Here is a 2319-nt window from a genome sequence, read left to right as displayed (position 1 = left end):
GGGCGCGGTGCGATCGGGCTGGGCCCCGGCCGCCGACGCCACCGTCTACACGCTCGCCGCCGCCCCGGACGGCGCCGCCCTCCTCGTCGGCGGGCTGTTCCGCTCCCTGGGCGGCGCGGCCCGCGACTACCTCGGCGCCGTCGACGCCGCCACGGGAGCCGTCACCTCCTGGCGGCCCCCCGCCGGGTGCGTCGTCACCGGCAACGAGTGCATCGTGCTGGACCTGGCGGTCGAGGGTGACTCGGCGTACGCCGCGATCGCGGGACCGGGGGGCAGGCTGGCCGCCTACCACCTGGGCACCGGGGCCCGGCGCTGGGAGCTGCGGGCCGACGGGGACGTCGAGTCGGTCGCGGTCCGCGACGGGAGGGTGTTCGCCGGCGGCCACTTCTGCCCGGACTTCGCGGGCTTCACCCGCTGCGACTTCGCCGCCGTCGACGCGGCGACCGGCGCCGTCGACACCGGGTTCGCGCCGACCTCCAATGGTCAGATCTTCGCCCTCGACGCGGGCCCCGACGCGTTGCGCGCCGGAGGCTCCTACTCCCGGCTGAACGGCCAGCCCCGGCCGTACTACAACGAGTTCCCCCTCCGGCAGCCGTCGGAGGAGCTGACGCTGGTGGCGGAGGGGGCCGGCTGGCGCTACCGCGACGACGGCGCCGACCTGGGCACCGGCTGGCGGGCCGGGAACCTGGACGACTCCGGGTGGCCCTCGGGGCCGGCGCAGCTCGGCTTCGGCGACGGGGACGAACGCACCTCCCTGGCCCCCGGCCACGTCACCTACTACTTCCGGCACACGTTCACGGTCGCCGATCCCGGCGCCCTGAACGAGGCCGCGCTCAGCGTCCTGCGCGACGACGGCGCGGTGGTCTACCTCAACGGCGTGGAGGTGATGCGCAGCAACCTGCCGGCCGGCGCGGTCACCGCGGCCACCCTCGCACCGGGCACGATCTTCGGGGAGGACGAGACCGTGTGGCAGACGCTCTCCCTCGACCCCGGAAGGCTGCTCCCCGGGCGGAACACCATCGCGGTGGAGGTCCACCAGGCCCAGGCGGCCTCCAGCGACCTGACCTTCGACCTCCGGCTGACCGCCCGCTGAACCCGTCCGCCCGGCCCGGCCCCATCGGGCCGATCCGGTCCCACCGGTCCGGGCGGGTCCGCCGGACCCGTCGGCGGTCCCCGAGGGACGCCTTCACCGGATTCACCGGGCCCGTCGGCGGTTCCCGCGGCCCGCGATGGAACGATCCATCTCGCCCTCTTCCCATTCTCTCTTCGTGATTTAATGTCCTTCTTTCAGCGATGTCCTACCGAGGGGAATCATGGCCTCGTCGCTCTCCCCCGCCGTGCGTGCCCGAATGCGACTCCGGTCCGGCCTTTCCGGCGTATTGGGATTGCTGCCCGGCGGGCTCTTCGTCGCCACGAGAGATCGTTTCTCTCGTTCGACCGGTTTCTCTCACAGAACGCTCGGCCAGTTCGTGCGGATCGCCCGGCACCGGCCGCTCGACTTCGTCGAGGACTTCACCCTGCCCGACAATCCCGGCATCCGGCTGGCGGCGGTCGAGTCGCGTCTGGCGCGGCTGCTCTTCTGGTACGGCGAGCGCGGCTACGAGGGCGCGGAGACCGAATACTGGCGGCGGCTGTGCGCCTCGTCCAAGGGCGTCCTGGAGCTCGGCGCCAACATCGGCTACTACACCGTGCAGGGGGCGAGCGCGGCCCGCGGCGCCCGCTACGTCGCGGTCGAGGCCAACCCCGAGTCCGCCGCGGTGGTGGAGCGCAACGTCGCCCTCAACGCGCTGGACAACGTCGAGGTGGTCCAGGCCGCCGTCGTCGGCGACGACGCCCCGCGGACCCTGGAGCTGGCCCTGCCCGACCAGGAGCAGTACGTCGCGCCCACCGGCGCCTACCTGGTCGAGGGCGGCGAGGGCATCACCGACCGGCCCGCGTCGCGCACGATCACCGTTCCCACCGTCCGGATGAACGACCTCCTCGACGGCGTCGACCTGATCAAGCTGGACATCGAGGGCTACGAGGCGAACGTCCTGCGGGCCGCCTGGCCGAGGATCCTGGAGCTCCGCCCGACGATCGTCGTCGAGGTGCTCAAGAACGTCCCCGACCTGCGCCGAATCCTGCGCGAGCTGCGGGCCCTCGACTACGAGGTCCGCGCCATCGGCGGCGACGGCCTGCACCCCATCACCGACGAGGAGCTCGCCGCCGAGGCGCCGCTGCCGAGGTACGGCTCCCGCGACGTCGTGCTGGTCCCCGCCGAGCGGGCCACGGAGCTCGCGGGCCCTGACCGCCGCGCCCGGACCCGCCCGGACCGGGCCC

General features: G+C 73.7%; 1 protein-coding gene and 1 pseudogene. Both read left to right on the top strand.

From position 1 onward, the window contains the following. Positions 1-1093 (top strand): annotated as a pseudogene (locus ACWJ6R_RS34790) (hypothetical protein); the annotation flags it as partial. A 376-nt stretch (positions 1094-1469) separates the two neighbouring features. Then, positions 1470-2319: FkbM family methyltransferase (locus ACWJ6R_RS34785; RefSeq protein WP_449066281.1), on the top strand; the 850-nt coding region annotated here is incomplete at its 3' end.

It is taken from the genome of Planomonospora algeriensis (assembly GCF_977012225.1).
Note: the sequence above shows the minus strand (reverse complement) of the source record. Positions and strands in the feature narration are given on the sequence as shown.